A 24,036-nucleotide genomic window follows, 5' to 3' on the forward strand; every position below is an offset into this window, starting at 1 on the left:
ATCTATGCCGCAATTCCGAATTTCGGTAAAGTGGAATATTTTTGCTGGGATGGGTTGACGGGTTTTCGCGGCGGCCGGTGTTTTGCCCGACGGCGCAATCTGGGCCGCTCCATCAATCATAAAATCTAGCTTTCTCCCAAATCCCTCAGCCACGCAGCGAAATCCTCGCCTCCGTGGAGATATGTGGTCGGAGAACTGCGAAAGTCTGCGCCGGACAACCTCGTGATGGCTAGCCATACCTGAGAATCTTCGATGCCGGGGTCGAACTGCCGAACCCACTGCGCTGCCCAATCCGAGACTTTCTGACGCGCTTCGTCATCACCGACAAGGGCACGTATCTTCTCCCGAACCTCAGAACGGGTTGGTTCGCCGAGCCCCTCATAATCCGACATACGCCACCATTTGATCGATTCCCGCCTGCGCATTGCTTCGACAATGCGCCTACCCATCCAAAGGATCAGGTTTGAAATAGTGAAAGGCGACGGTCCGCCCTTTTTGCAGAGGCAATGCCAAGTCGACATCGGCACGTAGCGGCCACTTATCGGGCTCACCGCTGATCCAGGTAACTCCGCTCATGTCAGATGTTACGACAGCGTCGGCCAGTGCCATCAGCATAACTTCCGCTCTGTCGTAAAATCGGCCGCCGCTCGGCAGCGGTATCAAGCGCTGGAATGCGTCCAGACAGATGACTCCGGATTCCCTCATCAGCCAGTCCCTCTCTGCATACACGGAATACCAGGCACCTGCGCGCCCCACTCTCAGAGGGGCGGCGTCCAGGAGGATCAAAGTCTCTACAAGGCGCGCCAAAAGCAGAGCGCCGGTGGGAAATTCGCCGACATACATATCAGGCTTGGCGCGAATGGCATCGACCGCGCTTATGGTCGGAATTTCATCATCCGGATGATTTGAGTTTTCGTTCATGCGTCAGCGTAACCCACCACTTCTCTCGACGCGGAAACAAAAAGGGGGGCCTACGCTACGCTACCCCACCCTACGCAGATAGCTCTACGGCACGCCAAGGACCTCTTGCAGAGTATTGAGGATCTCGGTCACGAAGCGCTCATAGGCGGTTCGGTCTCCGCCCTTCTCGGCTATCCGTTCGGTCTGCCAAGCCAGGAAAGACGGCAGATACCAGAGCAAGGATAGCAAGCGCTTTGGTACCATCTTTTCGTCGCCGATCTTGATTGCGCGCAAGATGGCAAGGACCGCTTGTCCTCGAGTTGCATCATAATCGCCATTGCGGACGCGATCGAAGAAGCCATCCGTATTCCACTCGGTTTCCAGCTGCTCGATGATCGCGGCAATAGTCATCGGCAAGTCCCTTGGAAAGCGAAAATCTGACTCGCGGAGAGTCCCCCTCACCCGGATCGCATCTTCGATGCGATCCGGGTTCTCCCCGCAGGCGGGGAGAGGCGAAGTATCTCACGCCACCGCGGCGTCCGGCACGCGCGCGGATTCCATCGGCTGCTTGCCGCGGATCAAATCCGAGGCACGATCGGCGATCATCATAGTGGACGCATTCAAATTCGCCGAGATCATGCGCGGCATCACTGAGGCGTCGATGACGCGGAGGCCCTCCACCCCGTGGACGCGGAGCTGGTCGTCGACCACCGCCCACGTGCTGTCCGCCGGGCCCATGCGGCAGGTGCAGCCGGGGTGGAAGGTGGTGGTGCCACGTTCGGTGGCGGCGGCGAGGAATTCGTCGTCGGTGTTGATGTTCGGCCCCGGGAAATCCTCGTAGGCGTAATAGGGCGACAGCGGCGCACTCTTCAGCAAACGCCGTGCGAGCTTCATGCCGCCGACGATGACGCGGCGGTCGAGCTCGGCGTCGAGATAGTTGGTCTGGATGATTGGCGGCGCGAACGGATCAGCCGAACGGATGCGGACATAGCCGCGGCTCTCGGGGCGCTGCTGCCAGGAGGCCACCGTCATGCCGGGCTCGTCCTCGAGCTGGCCCTGCACGCCTTCCTTGTAGCTCGCCGGCGTGAAGGTGAGTTGCAAGTCGGACGAGTCCGCGCTCTCGCCGGAGTGCCAGAAGCAATAGACCATGGTCGGCGACAGCGAGAGCAGGCCGCGGCGCGCCGTCGCCCATTTCAGAGCTTCGATCCACAGCGAGAAGCCGCGGCGGAGCTCGTTGATGGTCTTGATGTCCTTCACGCGCGCTACGGTGCGCGGGGCGTAATGATCCTGCAGACCTTCGCCGACCGGCAGCGCATGGCGCACCGCGATGCCGTGCGCGCCGAGCAGATCGGGTGAGCCGATTCCGGAGAGCTGAAGCAGCTGCGGCGAATTATAGGTGCCGCCGGACAGGATCACTTCCTTGTTGGCGCGCACTTCGACCGGCGTGCCGCCGCGGCCGCCCTTGCTGTAGCGCACGCCGACGGCGCGCTTGCCTTCAAAAATGATCTCGGTCGCGTGCGCGTGGGTGTGCACATGCACGTTCGGGCGCTTCATCGCGGGCTTGAGGAACGCGGTCGAGCCGGAGACGCGCAGGCCCTTGTCGATGGTGCGCTGGCAGTAGGAGACGCCTTCCTGCTTAGCGCCGTTGTAATCGGGGTTGCGGGGAATGCCGAGCGAGACCGCGCCTTCCATGAACGCCTCGCAGAGCGGATCGCGCCAGTCCATGGTGGTGACGGTGAGGTTGCCGTCGCGGCCGCGATAGGTGTCCTCGCCCTCGCCGACCCGCTTTTCCAGCCGCTTGAAGTAAGGCAGCACGTCGGCATAACCCCAGCCGCGATTGCCCATCTGCGCCCAGGTGTCGAAATCCATCCGCTGGCCGCGATTGTAGATGTGGCCGTTGATCGAGGACGAGCCGCCGAGCGTCTTGCCGCGCGGCGCATAGATGCTGCGCCCGCCGGTGTAGGGCCCCGGCTCCTGCTGGTAGGCCCAGTTGATGCTCTTCATGTGGAAGGTCTTGATGAAGCCCGCCGGCAGATGGATGTAGGGATGCCAGTCGCTCGGGCCCGCCTCGAGCACGCAGACGCTCACGTTCGGATCTTCGCTGAGCCGGCTGGCCAGTACGCAGCCGGCGGAGCCCGCGCCGACGATCACATAATCGAATCTGTCCATGGTGCCTCGGCCGCTCAGCGCGGCTTGTCGTTGAGTTGATAGTTCAAATGCGTCCGCACCGTCGGCCATTCGGCGGCGGTGATGCTGTAAACCACGGTGTCCCGCAGCGTGCCGTTGGGCGTGACCTGGTGGCTGCGCAGGATGCCGTCCTGCTTGGCGCCCAGGCGCTCGATGGCGCGGCGGCTCTGATGGTTGAAGAAATGCGTGCGGAATTCGACCGCGATGCAGTTCAGCGTCTCGAAGGCGTGCGTCAGTAGCAGAATCTTGCACTGCGTGTTGAGCGGGCCGCGCTGCGCGCTCTTCGCATACCAGGTCGAGCCGATCTCGACGCGGCGGTTGGCGGCATCGATGTTCATATAGGTGGTCTGGCCGACGATCTTGCCGCCGGCATCGAACACGGTGAACGGCAGCATCGAGCCTGCGGCCTGGAGGCCCAAGCGGCGGTCGATCTCCTTGGCCACGTTCTCCGGCGTCGGGATCGCGGTGTACCAGATCGTGTAGAGCTCGCCGTCCTTCACGGCCTCCACCAGCCCCTCGCGATGCTCTTTCGACAGCGGCTCGAGACGGGCGTGCTGCCCACGCAGGGTGACGGGATCAGGCCAGGGCATTTCTCTCTCCATAATGACTGCCGTCCATCCGGGGCGCGACGACGTCGCGAGCCCGGAATCCACAATCACCGCTCGGGGTTATGGATTCCGGGCCTGCGTGCTGGCGCACGCATCCCGGAATGACGACGGACGCATCGGCACGGCTGCTCAGATACATTCACTTATTCAGAAAGTTCAACGGCAAACCGCCGCGCGGCCAGTCCATGGCGATCAGCTCGCCCTTGCCCGACAGCGTGATGTAGGCGGTCTTCAGCCCCTCGCCGCCGAAGGCGATGTTGGTGGTGACGCGGTCGCCGGTCGGAACCTGCTCGACCAGCGTACCGTCAGGCGCGATCACCGAGATGCAGCCGGAGACGAGGGTGGCGACGCAGACATTGCCGTTCGCCTCCACCGCGAGCGAGTCGAACATCTGGTAGCCGCCGAGGCCGCAGATCGGCTTGCCGCGCTCGCCACGGTAGATCACCTCGCGCGGCTTAAGCGTGCCGGGCGCGGACAGCTCATAGGCCCAGAGCCGCCCCGTCGGCGTCTCCGCGATGTAGACGGTGTTCTCGTCCGGCGACAGGCCGATGCCGTTGGCCGGCAGCACGCCATGCACGACCTCGACGATCTCGGTCATGCCGGGCTTGAGATAATACATGCCGCCGACATCCATCTCGCGGGCGCGGCGCTTGCCGAGATCGGAGAACCAGAGGCCGCCATGCTTGTCGAAGACGAGGTCGTTCGGCCCGCGCAGATCGTGCTCGCCGCATTTGGTCACGACGGTCTCGACCTTGCCCGATTGCAGATCGACGCGCTGGATCGAGCCGCCGAGATAGCCGTCCGGCTGCGGGCCGGGCATGATCATCTTGCCGGTCGGAATCCAGGAGAAGCCGCCATTGTTGCAGATGTAGATCTTGCCGTCGGGGCCGAGGGCTGCGCCGTTCGGGCCGCCCGGCACCTTGGCGACGACCTCCTTGCGGCCGTCGGGATAGATTCGGGTCAGGCGCTGGCCGCGAATTTCCACCAGCACCACCGAGCCGTCCGGCATCACCACCGGCCCTTCGGGAAATTCGAGGTCGGTGGCGAGAACGCGAACGTTGGACATGGGGACCCTCCCGGCTGCTTGTTATGGCTTGCACGGGATGTCCGGCACGGGCCCCACACGCAAGATTTGCCTGCGGTTATGACAAAGTCGCCGGGGCTTGCCAAGCAAGCGGGATGGTATGCCAGCGTTGCAACGTAAAGCGCGATGACATATCGCGCTTTAGGTCTTGTTCGAGCATGATCTCTTCGGAAAATCGCTGCGCACTTTGCGCGAACGCGGCCCTTCGGGTCCGGATCGTGCTTACTCCCGCACTGGTATCCAAATCTCGAAGCCGCCATTGCCGGTCGCGGGATCGAATTTCTCGTCATAGCGCTCGAAGTTCGGCGCATCCGCGGCCTTCAGGCCGGACGCCGGCAGCCACTGATTCCAGATCGTGTTGACGGTGCGGCGGATCGAGGCGACGTGCTCGGTGTGGGTGAACACCGCGTAGCGCTGCTCGGGAATGCGGATGCGACCGAAGCGGCGCGGCAGGTCGGAGAAATCGGCGACCTCGACGCCGGCGATGTAGTCGAAATTGCCGGAATCATCGCCGTTGCAGCAGACGCCATAGGCGACTTGAGATTTTCCCTGGCCGACGCGCGCGGGAATGTCGGCGACTTCCTGATGGAAGCGGTGCCACAGTCCCGGAATAGCGGCGCCGTTGTCGCAGGAGATGCGCTCGGCGGGGCCGGCGACGAGGAAGGCCTTCGCGGCTTCGAAACGCGGCGGGACCAGATGGTCGAGCATGGTGGAATCCATGAGGATCGGCTCCTGAAGCTTGAGTTTGTCGAGGCACGTTGCCGCCCGCACCACCTCGGGTGTGGTGCCAAACTGGTCGCGGAACGCGCGGGTGAACGCTTCGTGCGAGCCGTAATCCGCCTCCAGCGCCAGCGACAGGATGTCCGGCGCGCCGTTCGCAAGACTGCGCGCCGCTTCCGTCAACCGCCGCGCGCGCACGTAGCGCATCACCGGAAGTCCGGTGGCCGCGGCAAACGCCCGCACAATGTGGAACCGCGACACGCCAGATATCGCCGCAATCTCGTCGAGCGTCATCGGCTCGGCCAGATGGCTCTCGATATACCAGAGCGCGCGCTGGGCTGGGTTCATGCGTCAAGGGCCCTCGTTCGAAGCCTGGCGATGATGCGCTGACGGCCACCGCCTCGCTTGATCGGCATTGCTGTCCTCGCATGAGAATAGTTCCAGAATAGCCACTGGCAACGCCCCGGCATTCGCAGCTACACTCGTTGCAACCGCTCACCAGAAAGAGGAACCGCGTCATGGAAATCACCGATGTGCGGGCGCACCATATCCGCATCCCCTATGACGCCGGTGTCGCGAGCTTTCGCCAGGGCGCGTCCGCAATCTCCGCGCTCGACATGGTGCTGGTCGAGGTCACGACCGATGCCGGACTGACCGGCTGGGGCGATGCCTTTGCCTATGTCTCCCCGCGCACCACGCGAAGCGCCGTCGAGGAGATGATCGCGCCGCAGGCCCGCGGGTTGAAGGTTCCCGATGCCGCCGGCATTCCCGCGGTGATGGAACAGATCCAGCGCAACCTGCATCTGTTCGGCCGCTACGGCATCACCATGTTCGCGATATCAGGGCTCGACATCGCGCTGTGGGACCTGGCTGCGAAGATCGAGGCCGTGCCGCTGCATCGCCTGATCGGCGAGACCAGGCGCTCGTCCATTCCTGCCTATGCGAGCCTGTTGCGAATTGGCTCGCCTGAGAACATCACGGGCGAATGCAAGAAGGCGCTCGCGCTCGGCTATGGCGCCATCAAGCTGCACGAGACCACGACGCCGGCGGTGTTTGCCGCGCGCGAGGCCATCGGGCCCGGCATCCCGCTGATGGTCGACATGAACTGCCCGCTCACAGGCGAGCAGGCGATCGCATTTGCGAAGGCGTGCGAGGACGCGCAGCCGATGTTTCTGGAAGAGCCGGTCTGGCCGCCGGAGGATTTTACCACGCTCGCCGCGGTCCACCGCAAGGGCGGGCTCGGCGTCGCCGCCGGCGAGAACGCCTGCACGGAGTATCAATTCCGCCAGATGATGAATGCAGGCGCGGTGAGCCACGCCCAGCCGTCGGTGACCAAGGTCGGCGGCATCACGGAATTTTTGAAGGTCGCCGCACTCGCCGATCAGCTCGGCGTCAAGATCGTTCCGCACTCCCCGTATTTCGGTCCGGGCCTGCTGGCGACATTGCACCTGCTGGCGACGCGCGACGACGGGTTGGTAGAGATGTTCTATCTGAAGCGCGAAGCGTGTCTCTGGGGCGGCCGCGCCGATGTCGATGCCACCGGCCACGTCGCGGTGCCCTCGGGACCCGGGCTCGGCTATGAGCCCGATCGCGGCGTGATGGAGCGCTATCGCGTCGCGTGACGGCGACGCCTATTTCGCCGCGTCCTTCGGTGGCGGCGCGTCCTGCTTCTTCTTCAGATCGTCCGCGATCTTCACCTGCACGGCCTGGAGATCGCCCAGCGTCTTCTGCAGGCCGGCCACAAGCGTCTTCAGCGCGTCGATCTGGCGGTTGGCGGCATCGAGCTTCTGCTGATGATCGAGCGTCAGCTTGGTGATCGTCTTCTGCAGGAAGTCGACGTTGCTCTGCAGGCAGCTCGTGCGCCGCTCCATGGTCTTCTCGACGGTACAGATCTCGATGCCGGGCACGTCTTGCGCGCGGACCGGCGCCATCGCCAGCGTGGCGAGCAACAACATCGCGAAACAAACGCCGGCGCTTCGAAGCAGCATGCAGGTTCCTCGTCCAAATCAATCACGGCAATGTGCGCTTTTTGCTCGCCGACGCCGGAGGCTACCACACTCGTACCGCATTCTCGCGTTGAGCTTGGCTTGTTCCCTTGGACGGGGAGCAGTGAACCGTGCGCGGAAGAAGAAGTGGGCGCTGTTTCCGCGACTTTGATTAGGGGAGATTTTTGGAATGGCAACGCGCGATAGACGTCTAGCGGAGTTCGATGGCGCCGGAGAACCGCCCCCTGGCCTGCCGGTCGAAGTGCTGTGTGAGGACCATAGCGGAACGTATCAGCTGCCGTTCGCCTGCCGCTATGTCGAGGGCCGCTGGCAGAACGATGCGGCCGGCGTCCCGGTGGAAGCGACCGTCATCGGCTGGCGCGTGCCGCGCGTCAAGCACTCGGGCTTCGCCTGACGAGCGGCGTCTGTCTCAAAATGCAACGGGGCCGCGCTCTGCCTTAACGAACGGAACGCGGCCCGAACGAATCACGTCCGAATCAGCCGGAACGCCGTGTACGCGGCTGTTCACGGCTAGATGTCGCAACAAGCCCGCACGCGTATACAATATCTGCGCAGCACGTGGGCCGGCCCGAGCCGGCTGCGGGTGCTAAAAGTTAACGGCTTCAAAGACATGGCGGCCGGCTGCGGCAGCCCGGGTCTCGCTCCCAAAACAGGCAGGCGGGCGCCAGGCCTGCCTAATATTCGACCTCGAGCTCCTCGATCTCGGCCGGCTCATCCTTGGCCGCCGCGATCCATTCCTTCAACTCGGGCATGGCCATGATGGTATCGGCATAGGCCTTCAGCAGCGGCTCGAGCTTGACGTCATAGGTCACGAAGCGCGTCACCACGGGGGCGTACATCGCATCCGCCATGGTGCGCCTTGCGCCGAACAGGAAGGGACCGCCTGATTTCTCCAGGCAGTCGCGCCAGATGGAGCAGACGCGGTCGATGTCGGCCTGCGCGCGCGACCAGATCTTGAAGCCGGGGAAGTGTCCCTTCAGATTGACCGGCAGCGAAGCGCGCAACGTTGTGAAGCCGGAATGGATTTCGCCGCAGATCGAGCGGCAATGCGCCCGCTGGACGCGGTCATCAGGCAACAGACCGGCATCCGGCATCGCCTCGTTGAGATATTCGGCGATCGCCAGCGTATCCCAGACCACGGCGCCGTCGTGGCGCAGGCACGGCACCAGGATCGACGACGACAGCAGCAGGATTTCAGCGCGCGCCGAGGCGTCGTCCGGCGCGGTGACGATCTCCTCGAAATCGAGCCCGGAAAATTTCGTCAGCAGCCAGCCGCGCAGCGACCAGGACGAATAGTTCTTGCTGCTGATCGTCAGTGTCGCCTTCGCCATATGGCCCATTCCCTACGCCTGTGACTTGCACGCCGCCCGGCCCGCGGGAGTGCTCATGACCTGTGCTTCCCGCAAAAGGAGGAGCAAGCGATGTGCCAGTTTTGAGGGCGGTAGGGCTCCCGTTTGGCTTCGATATTGCATGACAGCACGGGAAGGTGGGCGTTTCAGTATGATGTCGATGTATTATCAGGCCTTTCAGAACCATATGGACCTCACCGCACCGTGGCGGGCGGGAGCTTCGTCCGCGCTCAGATTCCTCAATCTGGTGCCGCAGGGCCTATCGGATCAGGTCGTCGGCCGGCTCTCCGCCGCGCTGGAGCTGATCTCGCGCTCCACCCTCACCTATCACCGTCCGGCCTACGGCATCGACAGCGTGATGGTGGGCAACCGTGAGGTCGGCGTCACCGAGGAGGTCGCCTACGCGACGCCATTCGGCTCGCTGCTGCACTTCAGGAAGGACGGCGTGCCGGAGCAGCCGCGCATGCTGCTGGTGGCGCCGATGTCGGGCCATTTCGCCACGCTGCTGCGCGGCACCGTGAAAACGCTGCTGCAGGATCACGACGTCTACATCACCGACTGGCACAATCCGCGCGACATTCCACGCCGCGAAGGCCGCTTCGGGCTCGACGATTACACCGACCATCTCATCGACTTCCTCGGCCAATTGGGCCCGCGTCCGCATATGGTCGCAATCTGCCAACCCTCGGTCTCGGCCCTCGCGGCCGCCGCGGTCATGTGCGAGGGCAACCACCCCTCGCGGCCTGCGACGCTGACGCTGATGGCGGGCCCGATCGACACCCGCATCCAGCCGACCAGGGTCAACGAGTTTGCCAAGAGCAGGCCGATCGACTGGTTCGAGCAGAACCTGATCAACTACGTGCCGGTGCAATGCCGCGGCGCGCTCCGCAAGGTCTATCCCGGCTTCGTGCAGCTCACGGCGTTCGTCTCGATGAATCTCGAGCGCCACATCAAGCAGCACATGGATCTCGCCAACCATATCGCCAAGGGCGAGAAGGAGAAGGCCGCGAGCATCAAGACCTTCTACGACGAATATTTCGCCGTGATGGACCTGCCGGCCGAGTTCTACATCGAGACCGTGCGTGACGTGTTCCAGGAGCACCTGTTGCCGCAAGGCAAGTTGATGCACCGTGGCCGTCCCGTGAACACCAAGGCCGTCAGCCGCATGGGACTGATGACGGTCGAAGGCGAGAAGGACGACATCTGCTCGATCGGCCAGACGCTCGCCGCGCAAGACCTCTGCACCGGTGTGCGCGCCTATCGCCGCGTCCACCACATGCAGGCCGGCGTCGGCCATTACGGCGTGTTCTCGGGCAAGCGGTGGAATAACGAAATCTATCCGCTGCTGCGGGATTTCGTGCACGTGAATTCCTGACTGTCATTCCCTGCCCCCAGACCGGGGGAAAACGGCACGTGCCTAATGCACTTGCTCGAGCAGCTCTTTCGCTTCCACGACTTCAGAAAGATTTCGCTCCACATCGAATTCGGCCAGCACGGGAGCGAGCACTTCGGATACCCCGCCTGCTCGGCCATTTCTCTTGTGCAGGCGAGCAAGTCCAAGGGCGCTGCGCAGCTCGAAAGTCTTCGTCTGCTGGTGTCGTGCGATCTCAAGCGCTCGCTTGAGGGAAGCTTCGGCACTGGCTTCGTCCGAAGGATCAAGACGCGACAAAAGCTCACCGCGGGCGCGATGCAGCTCGGCATCAAGCCAATGCTGGCCGGATTGCCCGGTCCATGCGATCAATTCGCTCAAGATTTCCAGCCCGGTTTCGAGTTGGCCCGACGCTGCGTTCGCCAAGGCGACATGCATCCCCCAAAACGGCTCACAGAGATAGCAGTCATTCTCGTGCAGCAAGGTCCAGCCGCGACGCATTTCCGTCAGTCCGGTCATTTGGTCGCCGGCACGCCACTTGGCGAGGCCATCCAGGTAGGTGCCGGCGGCCACATACAACGGCATCGTGTGGTCGCGCGCGAGACCGAGCGCCAGGATCGTCTCCGTTTGCTGCAACATGCCTCCGCATAGTCCGTCGAACACAGCGCGATGAACCAGCGCGTTGGCCTGGGACAGCGCCCGCTTTTCTCCCGAAGCACTCACCGCTTCGGCGGCGAGGCGGCGTGCGCGCGCGATCTTGCCAAGCGGCCAAAGCACCAGGGCAAGAAACCTCATGATCACGAACGGGAGATCCAGTGCCGAAGCCCTGAACGTCGCGGGATCCGGCTCGGCTCCATAGATCTCGAGTGCCTGCTCGAGATGCACCCTCGCGTTCAAGTAGTCACCGCCGAACCAGCAGGTAACCCCGCCCGTCCAATGTGCAACGACGGCGGCCACCGGTGAGTCCGGTCGTCGGTCAGCGGCGCTCCTGATGGCATCCGCCAGCTCCCGCATCGGAGCGAGTTCGCCGTGTGTCAGGCAAGCATTGAAGAGACCCGAATGGACCGGCGCGAGTTCAACGGGATCGTTGATGTCGGCAGCGAACTGTCGGGCACGCGTCCATGCGGCTACCGTTTCGGGAGCGCTGTGGCCGAGGCTGCCTCGCAATGCACGGCCATACTCGATTTGAAGATGCAGCCTGCTCATCATCCGGCGGGGATCATCCGGCACCTCATCGGCGGACGCAATCGCCTTGCCCAGATGCGCGATCGCCTCGGAATAGGCCGAGCGCTTCAGCGCTTGCTGGCCCGCCTTGCGCCACCATTCGAGGGCGATCTCGCTCAGCCCCGCCTCGGTGAAGTGGTGTGCCAGAACTTCCGGCTCAGTCTCGGCAACGACGGGAAATTTCTCGCGCAGGACATCGCCGATGCGCTTGTGAAGCACCTGCCGTTTGCTCTTGAGCAGGCCTTCATAGGCCGCTTCCTGAACGAGAGCGTGCCTGAAGCTATAGTTTGCGTCGGGCGGTGTCCCGCGACGCACCAGCAGTTCCGCCTCTTCGAGTTGCCCCAGCGCAGCGCTCAGCGTCAGATCATCGCGTCCTGTCACATATCTTAGCAGCGCGTATGAAAAGTCGCGGCCGATGGCGGCGCCTATCTGCGCTACCTCCTTGACGGGAGCCAGCCGGTCGAGCCGCGCCATCAGCGAATCCTGCAGCGTCGCGGGAATAGCGAGCGGCGGGAGCGGACTATCGAGGCGATAGCGTCCGGAATCCTCGACGAGCAGTCCGGACTCCAGCACCATCTTGGTCAGTTCCTCGACGAATAGCGGGATGCCGTCCGTCTTGTCGATGATCTGCTCCATCATCTCGCGCGGCAGCTGGCGGCCAACGGTCACCTGCTCGACCAGCGCACGCGTGTCCTGCCGGTCGAGCCGGTCGAGCCGCAACAGGCTGACGTTGGCGAGGCCCGACCAGGAGGGCTCGAACTCTGGCCGGGATGTCATGAGCATGAGTATCGGCAGTCCCCTGATCCGGTCGACGCCGAGATCGAACAGTTCAAGTGTCGTGGCATCGGCCCAATGCATATCCTCGCAGATTACCAGCAGGGGCTGCTCTCGCGCCAACCCCTCGAGCTGATCGAGAAGCGAGGCAAATGTCTGTCGCCGCTGCTGCGCCGGGCTCAAACCAAGCGGCGGATAATGGTCGCCGGTTGGAATCGAAAGGAGAGCCGCAATGAGCGGTGTCGCCCGGGCGACCTGTTGCGTTCCAAGCGCCAGCATTGCCTCAAGCTTGTCGAGCTTTTGCCCCGGCGTGTCGTGCGAGCGGATACCGGCTGCGCGCTCCAGCTGCGCGACAAAGGGATGAAGCGCGCTGTTGGTGTGGTAGGGCGAACACTGATATCGCACCCGGCGGTGCGCCCCCAACGCGGGGTTTTCGGACAGCGTTGCGACGATGCGCGACTTGCCGATGCCTGCTTCGCCGGAGATCAACACCATCTGGCCCTGCCCCTGCCATGCCAATCGCTGGCGCGAGAGCGTGAATTCGATCTCCTCCTTGCGACCGACAAAGCCGATCGAACGCGCTGCGCGGACCGCCTCGAAGCGACTCTCCGACGCGGCCGCCCCCTCGACCGCCCAGACCGCGATGGGTTCGGCTATCCCCTTGACCTCGCGGCGGCCGAGATTGCGAAAAGTGAAGAGATCGCCAAGCAGCCGGCGCGTCGACGAGGCGACGACGACCACTCCCGGTTCGGCCAGGCTCTGAAGCCTGGCAGCAAGGTTTGGTGTATCGCCGACCGTTGCGTGCTCCTCCGACGCATCGCCGCTGATGAGGTCGCCGATCACCACAAGCCCGGTCGCGATTGCGATCCGCAGTTCAACCCGTTCGGTGGCGCCCGTCCTGAGTCGCCCGACCGCAGCGATGGTGTCGAGGCCCGCTCGCACTGCGCGCTCCGCATCGTCCTCGTGGGCGCGGGGATAGCCGAAATAGACCAGTATTCCGTCACCGACGAACCTGGCGATCCTGCCGTCATAAGCAGCGATGACACCCGCACAAGCGGCGCGGTAGGCCCGGATCACTTCCCACATATCCTCGGGATCGAGACGCGCGGAGAGCGCAGTCGAGCCGACCAGGTCGCAAAACATAACGGTCAGGTGACGCCGCTCGGCGTCGTGAGGAGGAGCCGGCGATGCGATCAACGCGGCTGGATCGAGGTCGGCAATGGCACGCAGCATTTTGCGGCGATGGCCAAGCAGGACTCCGAGCTTATCGAAGTCCTCGGCCATCAGTTCGGGAAGGACGCCCATGTCGATCCCATTTTGGACAAAACGCTCTGCGTATTGTCCAAGCCCCAGCTTCTCGAGCCACTCCGCAATCTGCATTGGCTCCACCGATCGTGCGGTTGGCGGTTAGCAGAATTTTGGACCACGGCGCGGGGACAATATCCCAACGCCACCATGATGGCACGTCTTGTTTGTTGCGCGATAACTTAGGTTGCTCAGTACCGATGCCGCTTCCAAGCAAGGACATTGCTCGATGAAAACGGTCGCGCTACTAAAAATCGTCTGCACGCAGCGTTGAACGACAGAAGTTGCGATGAGCCGTCAACCACTCGCCTTCAGACCTGACGTCAGCACTGGCACTGGTGCCCACATCACGACGCCAAGCAGACGTTTTTCCGTGAGCACAATTGTCTTCATTCTTCGTCCTTGGGCACTTCGTAGTTGCGCGCCATCGTTCCCGCCGCAACTTGAAGCGAAGACCCAACGACCCAACAGCCGGCGAGAAACGCTATCAGCGCATTGGGTAGGCTTTGATCAAGGACAAGGATGCTGACGGACAGAGTTGCTGCAATCGCCGCGCCGAACGTACCGGCCGCACTCATGATCTCAGCAACCTCAGAGCCGTTGTATTCTTCCGAGGTGCTCGAAATCGACCTCCGAGCGACAGACCGGGACAAATCAATTCCAACATAATAGCTGAGAGCTCCGTAGAGCATTGTTAGCAGCACGATCCAGCCGCTTTCAAAAAGCCCGCCTTTCTGACGCAACAGGGTCGCACCCACATAGAGGCCGCAAGAGGCCCCAACGGCTGCGAGCCCAATTCTTTCGAGGAGATGGGCCGACTTGATAAGACTGGAACGGGCGATCCCAAGATTACCGGCGTACCTCGTCAGGGAAAACGCGCTGGAAACTGCGTTGCCTATCTTCATTGGGGGCTCCTCAATAAGTAGCAGCCTACCGGCCGACCCCGATTAGAAGCTGCGTGGACGCGCTTCGCGATGCCCTTGATTCCAATTTCCAAAAGATGTGGCTGAGTGATGGGGCTGGCTTGCTCGTAACCAAGACGAGGGCCAGTCCAAAGCTGCGAGCTCGCGGCTTCGCAGGCATTGCATCTCACCCGTGTCTGTCAATCAGCTCCGGGTGCAGCAATTTCTTGGGGGAGAGTTAGCTCGAAAAGAGAGTGATGGACTATGAGACTGTTCACATACTGATGCTCCCTGCCGCTCCATCCAGTCACGATCTCAGGAGGACTAAGTTTGCATCGTTGCATACGCGGGAGCGCAGAAGCGCGAACTGACAGCCGCCGTGAGTTCGCAAGCTGTCCCGCGTTGCGCCACGTCAGATGGCGATCTCGCTGGCGAAGCGGTCCAGATTTGGATTCTGATTTTGACGCGAAAACGCTCTACGCGTCCCGCCCGCCATGGGTTTCGCGGCGCCATGCGCCCGGACTAACGCCGACCATCTGGGTGAACACCCGCGTGAAATGGCTTTGATTGGCAAATCCGGCCGAGATCGCAATCTCGGACAACGGCAGGTTGCGGACGGTCATCAACTGCGTGGCCGCCTTCACGCGCTGGCGCAGCAGCCATTGATGCGGCGGCAGGCCGGTGGAGATCCGGAATGCGCGTGAAAAGTGGCTGACCGAAAGGCCGAGCTCGGTCGCGATCTGCTCCAGCGCGACCTTGCCTGAGAGATCGGAGTCGAGCCGGTCGCAGGCGCGCTTCACCTGCCATGGCGCGAGGCCGCCGCGGTTAGGCTCTGCGACAGGCTTCAGCCCGCCATAGGTCTGGGCGACGTGGGCGGTGAGCGCGAGCATCATGTGATCGACGAAAAGCTGGTTGGTCTCGTCAGGCCGACGCAGTGCTTCCTGCAAGCTGGCGCCGATATGACGGATGACCCCATCGTCATGGCCCACGCCGGGCTCGTAACTGAGCTCGCCAATGCGCGGCGCGCCGGGTTGCCTCGCCATGTCGTGAAGGGCCGAGCGCGGCAAATAGAAGAAGAGCGAGTGAAACGGTTTGTCGATCACATAGCGCGGGTCGCGCTTGAGGTCGTACAGATAGGTCGCGCCCGCACGAATATCCTCCCTGGTGACGTAGCGGCCTTCCTCCCAACATTCGCAAGCGGGATAGTCGCGGAGCTTCAGGCTGACAAGGTAAGCATCTTCAGCCGGCAACGAGCCGGAAAGTTCGGACGTCGGCTTGTCATTGCGGACTTCGGTGACCGCGAGCTCCGCGCTGCGCAGCGAGCGCGTGATCAGAACCGGAGCTTCCTTCACGTGAAAGCCCCGCCCGAGCCTCTGCCCGTAGACGCCTGCTTGTGTCATTTCAATATTCCATCCGTGAAAGGCACGTCTGCGTCGGCCTTTCCGAGTCGATGCATTATCGGAGATCGACGGCCGACGGTCCAGCTTCGCCGGATTAGCATATAGATTGTGGCAGGCGGTCGCACTCCGTCGCGACGAGGTGAATTCATTGTGATTTCAGCACGATTTCACAGGCTTGGCATCGCGAAGGACGACACCGTTAACGTGTGCGGCAGATCATGGCACGATATTATCGTGCGTTCTCGAAAGCATCCGCTGCGCGCCTTCGCGCGCTAGGCCGACCATTCCTCGCCCCAGACCTGGACGACGTGGCCGGGCGAGACTTCACGATACTGCCGGACCGGCGGCTGATAATCCGGTGCGCGCACCGGGCTTCGGATCTCGTCGTTCGAGGTCTCGCGCTTCGTGCGGCGGCGCGATGGATCGGGCACCGGCACCGCGGCCATCAGCTTCTTCGTGTAGGGATGCTGCGGATTGCCGAACAAGGCTGCGCGCGGGCCGGTCTCGACGATCTCGCCGAGATACATCACGGCGACGCGATGGCTCATGCGTTCGACCACCGCGATATCGTGGGAAATGAAGAGATAGGCAAGGCCCATGCTGGCCTGGAGGTCGAGCATCAGGTTGACGACCTGCGCCTTGACCGAGACGTCGAGGGCGGAGACCGCTTCGTCCGCAACGATCAGCTTCGGCCTGAGCGCGAGCGCGCGCGCAATGCAGATGCGCTGGCGCTGGCCGCCGGAGAATTCGTGCGGAAAGCGCGCGGCCATGTCCGCGGTCAGGCCGACGCGTACGAGGAGGTCGGCTACCTTGTCGCGCGCCTGCGAGGCCGTAGCGAGCCCGTTGGCGAGCAGCGGCGCTGCGATCGCCGTCCCCACCGACATGCGCGGATTGAGACTCGCGAACGGATCCTGGAATACGATCTGCATCTGCTTGCGGAAGTCGCGCAAGGTCCGGGCGTTCATGGCGAGGACGTCCTGGCCGTCGACCAGGACGGTGCCGCTGTCCGGCTCCGTCAGCTTGAGGATGGAACGGCCTGTCGTCGATTTGCCGCAACCGGATTCGCCGACCAGCGCCAGCGTCTCGCCGGCGCGCAGGGTGAAGGAGATGTTCTCGACCGCGTGGACGCGGCCCGAAACCTTGCCGAACAAGCCGGAGCGGATCGGAAAGCGTGTGGTGAGGTTGGCGACTTCGAGCAGCGGCCGCTCGGCCATCGAGACCGTGTCGGGCGTCTCCGTCGGCTCGTCCGAGGTGCCCGTCACCTTGTCGACGATCGGAAACCGCATCGGCCGCGTCCGCCCGCCCATCGAGCCGAGACGCGGCACAGCCGCGAGCAGCGCGCTTGTGTAGGGATGCGAGGGTGCTGCGAAGATGCGCGCGGTCGCATCGGTCTCGACCGCCTGCCCGCCATACATCACCACGGTACGATCGGCGATCTCCGCGACCACGCCCATGTCGTGGGTGATGAAGAGGATCGACATCCCCTCCTCCTGCTGGAGCTCCTTCAGAAGCTCCAGGATCTGCGCCTGGATGGTGACGTCGAGTGCCGTGGTCGGCTCGTCCGCGATCAGCAGCTTCGGCTTGCAGGCGAGCGCCATCGCGATCATCACACGCTGGCGCATGCCGCCGGAGAAACGATGCGGATGCTCGTGGAAGCGTGACGCCGCCGCGGGAATGCGGACACGATCGAGCAGACGGATGGTCTCGGCCTCCGCCGCCGCGCGCGACAGGCCGCGATGCTGGATCAGCGCCTCGGCGATCTGGAAGCCGATGGTGAGCACCGGATTGAGGCTCGTCATCGGCTCCTGGAAGATCATGGCGACATCGTTGCCACGGACATCCGTCATGCTCGCTTCGGACAGCGTCAGCAGATCGCGGCCCGCGAGCGTGACGCGCCCCTCGACCCGGCCGCTCTCCTTCGGAATGAGCCGCATGATGGAAAGCGCGGTGACGCTCTTGCCCGAACCGGACTCGCCGACGATCGCCACGGTTTCCTTGGCCGCGATATCGAACGACACGTCGCGGACGACGGGAATCCATTGCCGCTCGCGCAGAAAGGACGTGGTCAGGCCCGCGACCGACAACACGGGCGCCTGCGCTTCGGCAACGATCGGATCAGGCCTGCTTGCGCCGATGCTCATGCGATTGCCCTAATAGCCGCGACTGCGATCAACACGCCCCGGCAGATCTTCGCCGCGGCGGTGGCGCGCGATGACGTCGAGCACGAAATCGACGGCCGTATCAGGCGTCGTCATGCTGGCATTGTGCGGCGTCAGCAGGATGCGCGGATGGCTCCAGAACGGATGGCCGGCGGGCAGCGGCTCGGGATCGGCAACGTCGAGCACCGCACCGGACAGTGCGCCGCTGTCGAGCGCCGCGAGAAAATCGGCTTGGACGAGATGCGGGCCACGCCCGACATTGACGAGCCCTGCTCCGCGCGGCAGGCGCGCGAACAGATCGGCATTGAGGATGCCGCGGGTCTCGTCTGTCAGCGGCAGCAGGCAGACGAGGATGTCGGCCTGCGCGAGAAACTCGGGCAAGGTGTCCGTACCGGCGTAACAGGTGACGTCTTCAATCTCGCGCGGCGAACGATTCCAGCCGAGAAGCGGGAAGTCGAACGCCTTGAGCCGGTCGAGCACGGCCTGGCCGAGCTGGCCTAGCCCCATCACGCCGACACGACGACGTTTGGCCGGCGTGATCCGGATCTCGCGCCAGACCTGCTCCGTCTGTTGGCTGATGAAGTGCAGGAGATCGCGATGCAGCGCGAGCACGGCCATGGTGACGTACTCCACCATGGTCTCCGCGATGCCGGGTTCCAGCATGCGGACGAGCGGAATGTGCGCCGGAACTTTTGTGGCATCGAACTGATCCACGCCAGCACCGACCGAAAACACCAGCTCGAGATTGGGAAAGGTCGTCGCGATGTTATCAGGCGGCACCCACGCCACCAGGTAGCGCACCTCTGCGGGATCGCCGATGTCGGGCCAGAGCCGGAACGGCACATCGGGCGCGCGCTCGGCGAAGAAGCGCGCCCATTCGGCGCCGCGAACCATGTTGGCCTTGTAGAGAACCGTCATGCCACCAGCACTCTCAGAACGGGCTGACCGGCGCGAGACGCCGGCCGTCGATCATGCGCTTGTGGCTGTAGGCCGCGGGATCGACCAGCGGCGTCGCGCCGGTCACGATGTCGGCGGCGAGCTTGCCGGCCGCAGGACCGATGCCAAAGCCGTGGCCGGAGAAGCCGGTCGCGAGGAAGAAGCCGGGCAAGGCATCGACCGGCGAGATCACTGGGATCGTGTCCGGCGTGCAGTCGATCGTGCCGCCCCAGGCTTCCGCGATCTCGATGTCCTTCAATTCCGGATTCGACTTGATCAGCGAAGCCAGCGCCGCGTTGACCAGCGACATGTCAGGCGCCGGATCGCGCACACGCTCGGTCTCGAACGGCGACGGCTTGTCAAAACTCCAGCTCGTGCCGCGCACGATCTGGTCGAAGAACGACTTGCCGAACGACAGTTTCAGCCCGTTCTTGCGATGCAGGTAGGTCGGCCAGAAGGTGCGCGCGTAGCGGAACAGGTCTGGCGACAGTTCGACCGTGCCGCGGCCGCGTAGCGCCAGTGTAAAACCGCCGTCGAGACGGCGGCGGATACAGTAGAAGTCGGTGCCGAGCGCGCCGGACGTGATCTCCGGTCCCGGCGTGGTTCGGCATGCGGTGGCGTTGACGAGACCGATCGGCAGCTCGATGCCGTGACGGCGGCAGAACAGCGACGACCACGCCCCGCCCGATAGCAGCACGGACTGGGTGCGAATGGTGCCCTTCTCGGTGACGACGGCGCTGACCCGTCCGCCCTGCGTTTCCAGCCCGCGTGCAGCGCAGCCCTGGTGGATGGTCACGCCATGCTTGCGTGCGGCGGTGGCGAGCGCGGGCACGGCCATTGACGGCTCGGCGCGCCCATCGCTCGGCGTGTGCAGGCCGCCGACCCATTTCTCGGAATTGCCGGGCAGGCGCTCGGCGACCTCCGCCGGTGTCAGGACGGTCGAGTGGACCTGCATCTCGCGCGCTGTTGCGGCCCATCGCTCCCAACTGGCCAGCTCGTCCTTGCTTTTGGTCAGGAACAGCACGCCGGTGCGGCGGAAACCGGCATCGACACCGGCGTCGTTCTGCATGTCCTCCCAGAGCCGGAGCGCCTCGCGGGCCAGCGGGATCTCCTCACGGGCGCGGCCCTGCTGGCGGCACCAGCCCCAATTGCGGCTCGACTGCTCGCCGCCGACATGGCCTTTCTCGACGAGGGCGACGGAGAGACCCTTCTTTGCCAGATGGTAGGCCGCGGACACGCCGATGACGCCGCCGCCGATGACGACGACGTCCGCCTGCGCCGGCAGGCGTTCGTCGCTGTTTATACGGGTGAGCGGCGGGGACATGGGACACTCCAGCTATTCAGTTCGATCGAAGCAAGTCGGCTCGGGGTCAGGCTCGTCATGGGATGTTCATTCGCGGGTCGAGCGCGTCGCGCAGGCCGTCGCCGAGGAAATTGAAGCTCGTCACCGCGAGCGTGATGGCGACGCCCGGCGCGATCGCGAGCCACGGCGCGCTGGTGAGATAGATCTGCGCGTTGTTGAGCATATTGCCCCAGCTCGCGGCCGGCGGCTGGATGCCGTAGCCGAGATAGCTGACATAGGATTCGAGTAGAATCGCCTTGGCGACGTTCATCGTCGCCGCCACCACGATCGGCGCAATCGCGTTGGGCACGAGCTCGCGAAACATGATCCGCAGATTCGATGAGCCGAAGGCGAGCGCGGCGACCGCGAATTCGCGCTCGCGCAGCGAACGCACCTGGGCCTCGACGACGCGCGCCACGGCCATCCACGCTGTGGCAGCGATCAGCACGGTCGTGGTGGCGAGACCGGGCTCTGTGAGCGCCGCGAGCGCAAGCAGCAGGAAGATCGTCGGGAAACACAGCACGGCGTCGACGAGCCGCATCAGGACCGCGCCGACCACGCCGCCATAGAAGCCGGCGAAGGCACCGACGGCGATTCCGACCGCCATCGCGATCACCATCGCGACGATACCGATCGAGAGCGAGACCCGCCCGCCCATCATCAGCCGCGCCAGCACGTCGCGGCCGAGCTCGTCGGTGCCGAGGATGTGCGCGCCCGACAACGGCGGCGCGAACCGCTTCATGATGTCGATATAGGTGTCGTCGAACGGCAGCAGATAAGGACCCAAGGCCGAGCCGAGGACGAGAACCAGAATGATGACAGCACCCGCAAGCGCAAGCCGGTGCCGGCGGAAGCGCCGCCATGCGGCCTGGCCGGGCGCGAGCTGAGCGGTCGAGAGGGTCGCAGCCGTCATTCCTAGCCCACCCGGATGCGCGGATCGACGACGGCGTAGAGGATGTCGGCGAGCAGCGAGCCGATCAGCACCATCGTCGCCGAGAACATCAGGATGCCCATCACCACGGGATAGTCGCGGTAGCCGATGGAATCCAGAAACAGCCGGCCCATGCCGGGCCAGGTGAAGACGGTCTCGGCGACCAGCGCACCGCCGAGCAGCGTCGGAAACTGGAGGCCGGCCACCGTGATCATCGGCAGCAGGGCGTTGCGCAGCGCGTGCACGGTGAGGATGCGCCATTCCGGCATGCCCTTGGCGCGCGCGGTGCGGATGTAGTCCTGGTTGATCACCTCGAGCATGGAGGAGCGCATGAAGCGGCCCCACATCGCGGTCTCGACCAGCGCCAGCACCAGCGCCGGCGCAATCAGATGATGCAGCAGGTCGAGGAAGGAGCCATCGCCGACCGTTTGGCGATTGCCGGCCGGCAGCCAGCCGAGCTTCACCGAGAACACGTAGATGGTGACGAGGCCGAACCAGAAGGTCGGGATCGACAGCGCGATCATGGCGCCGACGGTCGCCAGTGTATCGAACAGCGAATAGCGGCGCAGCGCGCCCAGCACGCCGATCCAGCAGCCGAGCAAAACCGCGATGATCGTCGCCGTCGCCATCAGCTCCAGCGTGGCGCCGAGATGGGAGGAGATCACAGACAGCACCGCCTCGCCGTCGCGGTAGGACTTGCCCCAATCGCCTTTCAGCATGCGGCCGAACCAGTCGAGATACTGGATCGGCAACGGGCGATCGAGGCCGAGCTGCCTGGTGACGCGGTCGAGGTCCTCCTGCGTCATCTGCGCGGACGCCGCGTATTGCGATAGCGGACCGCCGGGCGCCAGATGCAGGATGGCAAACCCGATCGCGGAGACGATCACCAGCAGCATGATCGCTTGGGCCAGGCGGTTGGCGACGTAACGGGCCATCTCAGGCGATCCCGCGAGCCTGAGGCATCAGGCCCAGTACCATTCGCGGATGTTCCAGCAATTGATCGAGGTGTTGATGTTGGGGCGGAAGCCTTGCAGCCCCTCCTTCACGCCCTCGGCGATAAAACCCTGGAACAGCGGCAGGATGGCGAGGTCGTTGCGGATCAGCTTCTGCAGATCGCCATAGGTCGTCTTGCGCTGGGCGAGATCGAACTGCTTGGCGCCCTCGGCAAGGAGACGATCGGCCTCGGCGCTGTTGTACTGATATGTGTTGAAGCCACGGCCGCCCTTGGCAGGGATAGCGCCGGAGCCGAAGCGCGGCGTCACATCAGGGTCGCTGCCGAGCATGAAGTTCACGGACACCAGCACCGAATTGAACTTCGACTGCTGCCAGAAATCGCCCCAGATCACGGCGGCCGGCATGTTGTTGACCCGCATCGCCGCGCCGATCGCGCGCCAATCCTGGATCAGGAGCTGCTGGGTCTGCTCGCGCACCGCATTGCCCGACGTCGTCGAGTTGGTGAATTCGAGCTTGACCCCACCTTTCTCGCGGATGCCGCCGGAGCCGCGGGTCCAACCGGCGGCATCGAGCAGCGCATTGGCCTTGGCCGGATCGTACTTGTGCTGCGGCAGGCCCTGCTGGAACGACCAGGCCTGTTGCGGCACGAAGCTCTCGGTCTGCGTCGGCAGGCCGTAGTTCAGCGCATCGATGATCGCCTGCTTGTTGATGGCAAGGTAGAGCGCCTCGCGCACCGCGCGATCGGCGAAGGGGCCGAATTCGAGGTTGGGCGCAACGTGCTCCACCGACGAGGTCGCGGAGACGAAGATCTTGCGGCCCTTCAGCGTCTTCGCCTCCTGCACGAAGTTCGGCAAAATGCCTTGCAGGCCGGTGTAGTCGACCTGCCCCGTGCGGAACTGGGTGTAGAGCACGGTGAGATCGGGAATGTATTTGAAGACCACGCGTTCGACGTAGGGTCCCTTGCCGTGGTAGCCGGCGTGGGCATTCAATTGAATGTGGTCGCCGGGCACGCGCTCGCCCCAGCGGAACGGCCCGGTGCCGACAGGCGCATTGTGGAATGGCGAGGCGTTCGGATCCGACAGCTTCTCCAGGATGTGCTTCGGCACGATGAAGGTGAGCGACAGGATCGACATGTAGGGCGAATAGGGAGCCTCCATCCGCCAGTGGATCTCGTCGGGCGCGACGACCTTGATGTCCTTGACGAGGTTGTGGCCGACGCGGTTGCGGACGCGGAAGTCGGGATTGTTGATCAGGTCCAGCGAGAACTTCACGTCCTCGGCCGTGAACGGCGTGCCGTCGTGCCATTTCACGTCGCTGCGCAGCTTGATCTTCCAGGTCAGGCCGTCGGCCGACAGGCCGCCATTCTCGACGGTCGGGACTTCGCGCGCGAGATCAGGAACGAACTTGCCATCGGGCTCGATGAACCAGAGCGGCGAGAACACCTGCCACCAGATGCCCTGATCGACCTCGATGCCCGGCATCAGCGGATGGAAGACGGTCGGCTCCTGCGACAGCGCCGCAATCACCTGCCCGCGCGGCTTGTCCGGCGGATTGGTCGGGCGTTCGCTCTGCGCAAAGGCGTCGCCTGCAAGGGTCCATCCCGCCGCGGCGCCCGCGCCGAGCTGGAAGAATTGTCGGCGATTCGGAATGCCGAGATGACGCAGTCCGCCAACGCCGAACTTGCCGGTGCTGTCTGCCATGACCAGTCTCCGTTCCCGCACACGGCACCGTCTCCCGCGCCCCCGAGACCCGGCAAAGGGACAGGAGTGGGCTTTAGTGCTTCTAAATTTTTCAGTCAAAAGTTCATCATGACTAAATACAGCTGTCAATCACATTGCTAGGATGCGCGACCTTTTCACGCCGCCGGCCATTCCGGCGGCGAGGCA

At 63.9% G+C, this 24,036-nt stretch carries 21 protein-coding genes; 3 read left to right on the top strand and 18 right to left on the bottom strand.

Annotated features, from left to right (window positions below):
* Positions 1-125: 125 nt before the first annotated feature.
* The 7 genes from ABIA90_RS45610 to ABIA90_RS21660 all read right to left on the bottom strand — a co-directional run bounded on the left by ABIA90_RS45610 (position 126) and on the right by ABIA90_RS21660 (position 5,847).
* Positions 126-521 carry a YxzC family protein gene (locus ABIA90_RS45610; RefSeq protein ID WP_502916705.1) on the bottom strand — a complete coding sequence of 132 codons (396 nt, stop codon included), beginning with the start codon at positions 519-521 and terminating at the stop codon, positions 126-128.
* Positions 442-921, bottom strand: a complete 480-nt coding sequence (locus ABIA90_RS21635; protein WP_354119452.1) for a hypothetical protein — start codon at positions 919-921, stop codon at positions 442-444. The genes ABIA90_RS45610 and ABIA90_RS21635 overlap by 80 nt, the downstream gene beginning before the upstream one ends.
* An 84-nt stretch (positions 922-1,005) precedes the next feature.
* A complete protein-coding gene (locus ABIA90_RS21640) occupies positions 1,006-1,311 on the bottom strand; it encodes a hypothetical protein (protein ID WP_354119451.1) in 306 nt (101 codons plus the stop codon).
* Positions 1,312-1,422: 111 nt separating this feature from the next.
* Entirely contained in the window at positions 1,423-3,069 is a 1,647-nt protein-coding gene (locus ABIA90_RS21645; RefSeq protein ID WP_354119450.1) for a GMC family oxidoreductase, read from the bottom strand.
* Between the two features lie 14 nt (positions 3,070-3,083).
* Positions 3,084-3,677, bottom strand: coding sequence for a GNAT family N-acetyltransferase (locus ABIA90_RS21650; protein ID WP_028147003.1), 594 nt, complete (start codon positions 3,675-3,677; stop codon positions 3,084-3,086).
* Positions 3,678-3,834: 157 nt separating this feature from the next.
* Complete coding sequence (locus ABIA90_RS21655) at positions 3,835-4,761, bottom strand: SMP-30/gluconolactonase/LRE family protein (RefSeq protein WP_354119449.1); 927 nt, start codon at positions 4,759-4,761, stop codon at positions 3,835-3,837.
* Between the two features lie 240 nt (positions 4,762-5,001).
* Complete coding sequence (locus ABIA90_RS21660) at positions 5,002-5,847, bottom strand: GyrI-like domain-containing protein (protein WP_354119448.1); 846 nt, start codon at positions 5,845-5,847, stop codon at positions 5,002-5,004.
* A gap of 170 nt (positions 5,848-6,017) precedes the next feature.
* Between ABIA90_RS21660 and ABIA90_RS21665 the strand changes: the two genes are divergently transcribed.
* Entirely contained in the window at positions 6,018-7,121 is a 1,104-nt protein-coding gene (locus ABIA90_RS21665) for a mandelate racemase/muconate lactonizing enzyme family protein (protein WP_354119447.1), read from the top strand.
* Between the two features lie 9 nt (positions 7,122-7,130).
* Here ABIA90_RS21665 and ABIA90_RS21670 read toward each other — a convergent pair whose 3' ends face one another.
* Positions 7,131-7,487 carry a hypothetical protein gene (locus tag ABIA90_RS21670; protein WP_354119446.1) on the bottom strand — a complete coding sequence of 119 codons (357 nt, stop codon included), beginning with the start codon at positions 7,485-7,487 and terminating at the stop codon, positions 7,131-7,133.
* Between the two features lie 187 nt (positions 7,488-7,674).
* Here ABIA90_RS21670 and ABIA90_RS21675 point away from each other — a divergent pair, with 187 nt between their 5' ends.
* The gene (locus tag ABIA90_RS21675; RefSeq protein WP_014492853.1) at positions 7,675-7,899 is read left to right on the top strand and encodes a hypothetical protein; all 225 of its coding nucleotides are present in this window, start codon (positions 7,675-7,677) and stop codon (positions 7,897-7,899) included.
* 280 nt (positions 7,900-8,179) lie between these two features.
* Here ABIA90_RS21675 and ABIA90_RS21680 read toward each other — a convergent pair whose 3' ends face one another.
* On the bottom strand, positions 8,180-8,836 hold the full coding sequence (locus ABIA90_RS21680; protein ID WP_354119445.1) for a glutathione S-transferase family protein: 657 nt from the start codon (positions 8,834-8,836) through the stop codon (positions 8,180-8,182).
* 169 nt (positions 8,837-9,005) lie between these two features.
* Between ABIA90_RS21680 and ABIA90_RS21685 the strand changes: the two genes are divergently transcribed.
* On the top strand, positions 9,006-10,229 hold the full coding sequence (locus ABIA90_RS21685; protein WP_187387949.1) for a polyhydroxyalkanoate depolymerase: 1,224 nt from the start codon (positions 9,006-9,008) through the stop codon (positions 10,227-10,229).
* Positions 10,230-10,271: 42 nt separating this feature from the next.
* On the opposite strand, the gene ABIA90_RS21690 is transcribed toward ABIA90_RS21685, so the two are convergent.
* The 9 genes from ABIA90_RS21690 to ABIA90_RS21730 form a co-directional block, all read right to left on the bottom strand.
* A complete protein-coding gene (locus ABIA90_RS21690) occupies positions 10,272-13,601 on the bottom strand; it encodes an adenylate/guanylate cyclase domain-containing protein (protein ID WP_354119444.1) in 3,330 nt (1,109 codons plus the stop codon).
* Between the two features lie 314 nt (positions 13,602-13,915).
* Complete coding sequence (locus tag ABIA90_RS21695) at positions 13,916-14,431, bottom strand: hypothetical protein (protein ID WP_071910227.1); 516 nt, start codon at positions 14,429-14,431, stop codon at positions 13,916-13,918.
* Between the two features lie 473 nt (positions 14,432-14,904).
* Positions 14,905-15,828, bottom strand: a complete 924-nt coding sequence (locus ABIA90_RS21700; protein ID WP_354119443.1) for a helix-turn-helix domain-containing protein — start codon at positions 15,826-15,828, stop codon at positions 14,905-14,907.
* A gap of 272 nt (positions 15,829-16,100) precedes the next feature.
* Positions 16,101-17,969 carry an ABC transporter ATP-binding protein gene (locus ABIA90_RS21705; RefSeq protein ID WP_354119442.1) on the bottom strand — a complete coding sequence of 623 codons (1,869 nt, stop codon included), beginning with the start codon at positions 17,967-17,969 and terminating at the stop codon, positions 16,101-16,103.
* A gap of 9 nt (positions 17,970-17,978) precedes the next feature.
* Positions 17,979-18,905: a 2-hydroxyacid dehydrogenase gene (locus ABIA90_RS21710; protein ID WP_354119441.1), complete on the bottom strand. Its 927-nt coding sequence runs from the start codon at positions 18,903-18,905 to the stop codon at positions 17,979-17,981.
* 13 nt (positions 18,906-18,918) lie between these two features.
* Positions 18,919-20,247 (bottom strand): NAD(P)/FAD-dependent oxidoreductase, encoded by a 1,329-nt coding sequence (locus ABIA90_RS21715; RefSeq protein ID WP_354119440.1) that lies wholly within the window; start codon positions 20,245-20,247, stop codon positions 18,919-18,921.
* Between the two features lie 55 nt (positions 20,248-20,302).
* The gene (locus ABIA90_RS21720) at positions 20,303-21,178 is read right to left on the bottom strand and encodes an ABC transporter permease (protein WP_354119439.1); all 876 of its coding nucleotides are present in this window, start codon (positions 21,176-21,178) and stop codon (positions 20,303-20,305) included.
* 2 nt (positions 21,179-21,180) lie between these two features.
* On the bottom strand, positions 21,181-22,131 hold the full coding sequence (locus tag ABIA90_RS21725) for an ABC transporter permease (RefSeq protein WP_028147015.1): 951 nt from the start codon (positions 22,129-22,131) through the stop codon (positions 21,181-21,183).
* Positions 22,132-22,158: 27 nt separating this feature from the next.
* Complete coding sequence (locus ABIA90_RS21730; protein WP_166102280.1) at positions 22,159-23,850, bottom strand: peptide ABC transporter substrate-binding protein; 1,692 nt, start codon at positions 23,848-23,850, stop codon at positions 22,159-22,161.
* Positions 23,851-24,036 lie beyond the last annotated feature (186 nt).

Source organism: Bradyrhizobium sp. LA6.8 (genome assembly GCF_040547935.1).
GTDB lineage: Bacteria > Pseudomonadota > Alphaproteobacteria > Rhizobiales > Xanthobacteraceae > Bradyrhizobium > Bradyrhizobium barranii.

Excerpts from the sequence above, each read along its gene's own strand:
- ABIA90_RS21640 (WP_354119451.1), bottom strand. The coding sequence starts at position 1,311 with ATGACTATTGCCGCGATCATCGAGCAGCTGGAAACCGAGTGGAATACG.
- ABIA90_RS21660 (WP_354119448.1), bottom strand. The coding sequence starts at position 5,847 with ATGAACCCAGCCCAGCGCGCGCTCTGGTATATCGAGAGCCATCTGGCC.
- ABIA90_RS21705 (WP_354119442.1), bottom strand. The coding sequence starts at position 17,969 with ATGAGCATCGGCGCAAGCAGGCCTGATCCGATCGTTGCCGAAGCGCAG.
- ABIA90_RS21695 (WP_071910227.1), bottom strand. The coding sequence starts at position 14,431 with ATGAAGATAGGCAACGCAGTTTCCAGCGCGTTTTCCCTGACGAGGTAC.
- ABIA90_RS21635 (WP_354119452.1), bottom strand. The coding sequence starts at position 921 with ATGAACGAAAACTCAAATCATCCGGATGATGAAATTCCGACCATAAGC.
- ABIA90_RS21680 (WP_354119445.1), bottom strand. The coding sequence starts at position 8,836 with ATGGCGAAGGCGACACTGACGATCAGCAGCAAGAACTATTCGTCCTGG.
- ABIA90_RS21675 (WP_014492853.1), top strand. The coding sequence starts at position 7,675 with ATGGCAACGCGCGATAGACGTCTAGCGGAGTTCGATGGCGCCGGAGAA.
- ABIA90_RS21700 (WP_354119443.1), bottom strand. The coding sequence starts at position 15,828 with ATGACACAAGCAGGCGTCTACGGGCAGAGGCTCGGGCGGGGCTTTCAC.
- ABIA90_RS21715 (WP_354119440.1), bottom strand. The coding sequence starts at position 20,247 with ATGTCCCCGCCGCTCACCCGTATAAACAGCGACGAACGCCTGCCGGCG.
- ABIA90_RS21670 (WP_354119446.1), bottom strand. The coding sequence starts at position 7,487 with ATGCTGCTTCGAAGCGCCGGCGTTTGTTTCGCGATGTTGTTGCTCGCC.
- ABIA90_RS21665 (WP_354119447.1), top strand. The coding sequence starts at position 6,018 with ATGGAAATCACCGATGTGCGGGCGCACCATATCCGCATCCCCTATGAC.
- ABIA90_RS21655 (WP_354119449.1), bottom strand. The coding sequence starts at position 4,761 with ATGTCCAACGTTCGCGTTCTCGCCACCGACCTCGAATTTCCCGAAGGG.
- ABIA90_RS21710 (WP_354119441.1), bottom strand. The coding sequence starts at position 18,905 with ATGACGGTTCTCTACAAGGCCAACATGGTTCGCGGCGCCGAATGGGCG.
- ABIA90_RS21685 (WP_187387949.1), top strand. The coding sequence starts at position 9,006 with ATGATGTCGATGTATTATCAGGCCTTTCAGAACCATATGGACCTCACC.
- ABIA90_RS21645 (WP_354119450.1), bottom strand. The coding sequence starts at position 3,069 with ATGGACAGATTCGATTATGTGATCGTCGGCGCGGGCTCCGCCGGCTGC.
- ABIA90_RS21720 (WP_354119439.1), bottom strand. The coding sequence starts at position 21,178 with ATGACGGCTGCGACCCTCTCGACCGCTCAGCTCGCGCCCGGCCAGGCC.
- ABIA90_RS45610 (WP_502916705.1), bottom strand. The coding sequence starts at position 521 with ATGTCGACTTGGCATTGCCTCTGCAAAAAGGGCGGACCGTCGCCTTTC.
- ABIA90_RS21650 (WP_028147003.1), bottom strand. The coding sequence starts at position 3,677 with ATGCCCTGGCCTGATCCCGTCACCCTGCGTGGGCAGCACGCCCGTCTC.
- ABIA90_RS21725 (WP_028147015.1), bottom strand. The coding sequence starts at position 22,131 with ATGGCCCGTTACGTCGCCAACCGCCTGGCCCAAGCGATCATGCTGCTG.
- ABIA90_RS21730 (WP_166102280.1), bottom strand. The coding sequence starts at position 23,850 with ATGGCAGACAGCACCGGCAAGTTCGGCGTTGGCGGACTGCGTCATCTC.
- ABIA90_RS21690 (WP_354119444.1), bottom strand. The coding sequence starts at position 13,601 with ATGCAGATTGCGGAGTGGCTCGAGAAGCTGGGGCTTGGACAATACGCA.